Source organism: Aeromicrobium sp., from assembly GCF_014378035.1.
In the GTDB taxonomy this organism is placed as follows: domain Bacteria; phylum Actinomycetota; class Actinomycetes; order Propionibacteriales; family Nocardioidaceae; genus Aeromicrobium.
The window spans coordinates 1-4,877 of the sequence record NZ_JACMOM010000329.1 but is presented as its reverse complement, the minus strand read 5'-3'; the positions used below and the strand labels follow the sequence as shown (position 1 = coordinate 4,877).

Annotated in this window: 6 protein-coding genes; all 6 read right to left on the bottom strand. The window is 69.4% G+C overall.

Annotation, left to right across the window (positions count from 1 at the left end):
• The coding region (locus H7290_RS17675; protein ID WP_366927651.1) for an OB-fold nucleic acid binding domain-containing protein at window positions 1–480 on the bottom strand (480 nt) is incomplete at its 3' end.
• 33 nt (window positions 481–513) lie between these two features.
• Window positions 514–1,293, bottom strand: a complete 780-nt coding sequence (locus tag H7290_RS17670) for a type III pantothenate kinase (protein ID WP_290515336.1) — start codon at window positions 1,291–1,293, stop codon at window positions 514–516.
• 4 nt (window positions 1,294–1,297) lie between these two features.
• A complete protein-coding gene (gene panD / locus H7290_RS17665; protein WP_290515337.1) occupies window positions 1,298–1,735 on the bottom strand; it encodes an aspartate 1-decarboxylase in 438 nt (145 codons plus the stop codon).
• The gene (gene panC, locus H7290_RS17660; protein WP_290515335.1) at window positions 1,735–2,589 is read right to left on the bottom strand and encodes a pantoate--beta-alanine ligase; all 855 of its coding nucleotides are present in this window, start codon (window positions 2,587–2,589) and stop codon (window positions 1,735–1,737) included. The genes panD and panC overlap by 1 nt, the downstream gene beginning before the upstream one ends.
• Window positions 2,589–3,491, bottom strand: a complete 903-nt coding sequence (locus H7290_RS17655; protein WP_290515334.1) for a DUF2520 domain-containing protein — start codon at window positions 3,489–3,491, stop codon at window positions 2,589–2,591. Before H7290_RS17655 ends, panC begins: the two co-directional genes overlap by 1 nt.
• A 105-nt stretch (window positions 3,492–3,596) precedes the next feature.
• The coding region (locus tag H7290_RS17650; RefSeq protein WP_290515333.1) for a glycosyltransferase at window positions 3,597–4,877 on the bottom strand (1,281 nt) is incomplete at its 5' end.

Genomic DNA, 4,877 nt, shown 5'->3' with positions numbered 1-4,877 from the left:
CAACGGGTTGTGCTCGTTGGGCAGGGGGCGGACGGTCTTGGCTGCGATCTGCCACGACGTCGCCTGCACCGAGAGCTCTCCCCGGCGGCTGGTGATGACCTCGCCCGTGACGGCGAGGTGGTCGCCGATGTCGACGAGCGCCTTGAATTCGGCCAGCCGCTCCTCGCCGACGCCGTCGCGGGCGAGCATGGCCTGCAGCTCGGTGCCGTCGCCCTCGCGCAACCGGACGAAGCAGAGCTTGCCGGTGTTGCGCAGGAAGATGACGCGCCCCGTGACCGAGACGGTGTCGCCGGTGAAGGTGTCTGCTCCGAGTGCCTCGGCGTCGTACGTGCTGACGACTCGCTTGAGGGTGTGCGTGCGTTCGACCACGACCGGGTAGGCCTCGTCGCCAGCGGCAAGGAGCTGTCGACGCTTGTCGAGGCGGACGCGCATCTGCTCTGGGAGATCGTCCTCGGAGGGAGTGGTGGGAGTGTCGGTCACAATCGACAACCCTATCGGCGCCGGTCCGGGAGGCTAGTCGCGGTTCTTCTCGTGGATGAGACGCAGGCCGGTGAGGGTGAGCCAGGGATCGCGAGTCGTGATGGTGGCGCAGCTGTCGACGACCGCTTCCGGGTACGCACCAGTGGCGATCACCGTGACGTGATCGGGGTCGACGCCGAGCGACTCGATGATGCGGTCGACCATGCCGTCGACGAGGCCCGCGAAACCGTAGATGAGGCCCGACTGGACGGCCTCGACGGTGTTCTTGCCCACGACGTCTCGCGGCAGTGCCAGCTCGACGCTCCGGAGCTGGGCGCCACGGCGCGCGAGTGCGTCGAGCGACAGCTCGACTCCCGGCGCGATCGCGCCACCGATGTAGCGGTTGGCGGCGTCGACGACGTCGAAGATCGTGGCGGTGCCGTTGAGGTCGACGACGATCGCCGGTCCGCCGTAGAGCTCTGCGGCCGCGAGCGCGTTGACGATGCGGTCGGCGCCCACCTCACGCGGGTTGTCGGTGTGGATCGGCACGCCGGTCTTGACGCCTGGGCCGACGATCACGACGGGGAGATCGGCCCAGTAACGCTCCCGCATCGCACGCAGCTCGACCAGGATCGCCGGCACCGTGCAGCACAGGCTGACGGCGCTGATGCGGCGGATGCCCGCCTGGGTCACGAGCCCCGTGATGAGCAGCTGCCACTCGTCGGCACTGCGGCGTTCCTCGGACGACACCTGCCAGTGGGCCACCAGCTCGTCGGCGTCGAAGGCGCCGATCGTGGTGTGGCTGTTGCTGACATCCAGGCAGAGGAGGGTCACGTGTTCACCGCGACGCGTCGTGGAGGCGGTTGGCGATGAGGTCGCCGCGGATGAGGCCCGTGCCGGGAAGCACCTCGGCAGGGTCGCTGCCGGTGCCGATGATCGTGTTGCCGGCATCGACGAAGACGACCCTCGGCTCGGACGCCCGCGCCTCGGCATCGTCCATCTGCCCGTAGGCGATGAGGATCACGAGGTCACCGGGGTGCACCAGGCGGGCGGCGGCGCCGTTGATGCCGATGACGCCACTGCCGCGCTCGCCGGCGATCGTGTAGGTCTCGAGCCGCGCGCCGTTGTCGATGTCGACGATGTGGACCAGCTCGCCGGGCAGAAGGTTGGCGGCATCGAGGAGGTCGAGGTCGACCGTGACCGATCCGACGTAGTGCAGGTCGGCCTGGGTCACCGTGGCGCGATGGATCTTGGACTTCATCATGGTGCGCAGCATCATGGGCCTCCTGGCGTGAGTGCGGTGTTGTCGAGCAGCCGAGTGGTGCCGACCCGCGCCGCGACGAGCAGCCGGGCCTCCTCGCCGGGCACCGCCTCGCCGAGCTCGGGGTCGGTCAGGACGAGGTAGTCGGGAACGATCGACGCGTCGTCGAGAACGGTGCGAGCAGAGGCCAGCACGGCGGCGGCTCCGTCGCCAGCAGCGTCGACACCGGCACGCAGCGCGGCCGACAGGCATGCAGCGGTCTGCCGCTCGCTGTCGGACAGGAACCGGTTGCGCGAGCTCATGGCCAGGCCGTCTGCCTCGCGCACGGTCGGGCAGCCGACGATCTCGACGCCGAGCGCGAGCTCACGCGACATCTGCCGGACCAGCGCAAGCTGTTGGTAGTCCTTCTCGCCGAACATCGCCACGTCGGGCCTCACGAGCCCGAACAGCTTGGACACCACGGTGAGCACCCCGCGAAAGTGTGTCGGCCGCATCTCACCCTCGAGGATCGCGCCCAACGGCCCAGGGTCGACTGTGACCGTGTCGCGGAGGCCCGAGGGATACATCGTCGGCCCGGTCGGCGCGAACACGACGTCGACGCCGGCCTCGGCGCAGACCTCGAGGTCTGCCTCGAACGTTCGCGGATAGGCATCGAAGTCCTCGCCTGGTGCGAACTGCGTGGGATTGACGAAGATCGAGGCGACGAGCGTCGCTCCGAGCGGGCGGGCGTGCTCGAGAAGGCGAGCGTGGCCCTCGTGCAGAGCACCCATCGTCGGCACGAGGGAGACGGTGCCGTTGAGCGCGGCCTTCAGCTCTTCGCGTGTGCGTGCGACGGTCGGCGTGGCGCCGGGGGCCGGGGCAGACGTCATCAGATGCCGGCGGCGATCTCGGCCATCGCATCCCAGTCGGCCTCATCGAGCACCTGGCGGATCGTGCCGGCACCGCGATGGGTGAGACGTCCGTCGGCCTCGGCGCGGCCCGCGGTGGCACGAGCGAGCTCGAGATAGGCATCGACGGTGGAATCGTCGATGTCGGCGGCAGCGAGCGCATCGATGTGGGCGCGGATCGTGGTGACGTCGCCGCGGACGACCGGCCCGGTGAGCGCGGCGTCGCCATAGGCCAGGACGTTGTCGAGGGCGGCACAGAGCAGCGGACGAAGCACGGCAGCCGGGTCTGCGGAGCCGGCGGTGCGCAGAAGGTCCATCGACTGCGCCACAAGAGTCACGAGATGGTTGGCGCCGTGCGCCAGGGCCGCGTGGTAGAGGGCGCGGTCCGCCTCCTCGACCCACATCGGGGTGCCCCCGAGGTCGGTCACGAGTTCTGCGGCAAGCGGACGGTCGTCCATCGCCGCTGTCAGGCCGAACACGCAGCGGCGGTCGAGATCGACGGGGGTGCCGGTGAACGTCATGGCTGGGTGGAATGCGATGGGCCGCGCGCCCAGGCGGGTGAGGGACGCGAGCGCGTCGAGGCCGTGGCGCCCGCTGGTGTGCAGCACGTACTGACCGGGTCGGACAGAACCGGACGAGGCAAGCTCCTCAGCGGCGGCGATCAGGCTGTCGTCGGGGACGGCAAGGATCACGATGTCGCTGACTGCGGCAACGGCGGCGGGAGTCATCACGTCGACGCCCGGCAGCAGCGTGCGGATGCGCAGGAGAGACGCCTGCGAGCGGCCTGTCACGCCTACGAGGGGATGACCGGCAGATCGGAGTCGCGATGCGAGAACCGCGCCGACTCTGCCGGCTCCGATCACACCAAGGGAAAGTCGCGTCATGCGTGATGCCTTTCGTTCCAGTCCCAACGAGGGGTACCAGACAAATTGACCTCATCAGTCTACCGATGAGGCGGCTCAGGGACAGGGGCAACGTTGTGCCGTGGATCACATGAACAGGTCGCGGCGACGCGGGATCCGGGCCGTGACGGTGCCCGAGCACAGCCCATCCTGGAGCGTCACGGCAATCTCTCGCGGTGCTCGCCGGGCAACGTCCCTGAGGATGACGGTCCACCCTGATCCCCCGTAGCGCCGCTCAGCGCCCTGCCGCGACGTCACCACCATCGGCTCGCCCCGGTGCTCGATGTCGATGACGTCGCCGTCGGTCCTGACCGACAGCTCGGGGGCCACCAGATCGACATTCGGGAACCACGCCGCGACATCGAGCACCAGGTCGGTGCCCTCCTTGCGAGCACCGCGCACCACGACCCTGAGGGCGGTCTGCTCGTCCGTGAGCACGTACGCGTGGGGCGCCACATCGTCGCGCGACCAGCCCGGAAGGTAGGTCGTCAGGCCCGCAGGCTCTGAACCCGACGGGTGCATCTCGGGCTGCATGCCCTCGGCGCTGACAAACCGCCAGACAGCATCGAGGTCGCCCGACCCGAGCAGGGCGTAGAGGACGCGGTACTGAGCGGGCACCTCTGCGTCGTATCGGTCGACTGGCGCCGCCGCCACGACCCGCGGCACCCTGTCGATGAGCGCATCGAGATAGCGTCCGTCCGCGCGCTCGAGCTTGAGCAACGAGTTGGGCACGTTGTACCGCAGCAGCTGCAGGGCACGTTCGGCACGGACGTCAGGCAGCGGTGCAAGAATCTCAAGGACGGCGTCGGCGGCATCCATGCGGGCATTGATGGCCTCCGCCGTGACCTGGCCCTGGGAGATCGACGACACCTGCCGGCGCCAACTGTAGGCGACCGGCCCGAGGATGTCGATACCGTCGGCGTCACGGTAGGCCTTGGCGCTCACCACCTGGTCGCCCGCGAGCAGCACGGTGGCGAACTCCAGGGCTGAGGCGTCCCAGAAGTCGCGGCGAAAGATCTTGGCGCAGGCGATCGCGTGCACCAGGACGTCGGGCCGGTCGCTGAGGCTGACGTGAGTGGCGGGGCAGGCGTGCAGCGCCCTGATCCAGGGTGCGGCCGGCCGGGTCCTGGATCCTTCGAGCCGCTGATACGGCATCACCGCGATGTCGGAACCACTCTTCTCGATCACGTCCATCGCGTCCCTCACCCCGCCGCGGGTCAGGGTGTCGTCGGCGTCGACGAACGTCAGGAAGTCGCCTTTCGCCGCGGTGACGGCCCCCCGGCGCGCGGCCCCGACGCCGGCGTTGGGCTGGGTGAGCACCGTGATGGGGCGATCCAGGCGCGCGTGGCGGCGCGCGATGGCGAGGCT

Excerpts from the sequence above, each read along its gene's own strand:
- panD (WP_290515337.1), bottom strand. The coding sequence starts at position 1,735 with ATGCTGCGCACCATGATGAAGTCCAAGATCCATCGCGCCACGGTGACC.
- panC (WP_290515335.1), bottom strand. The coding sequence starts at position 2,589 with ATGACGTCTGCCCCGGCCCCCGGCGCCACGCCGACCGTCGCACGCACA.
- H7290_RS17655 (WP_290515334.1), bottom strand. The coding sequence starts at position 3,491 with ATGACGCGACTTTCCCTTGGTGTGATCGGAGCCGGCAGAGTCGGCGCG.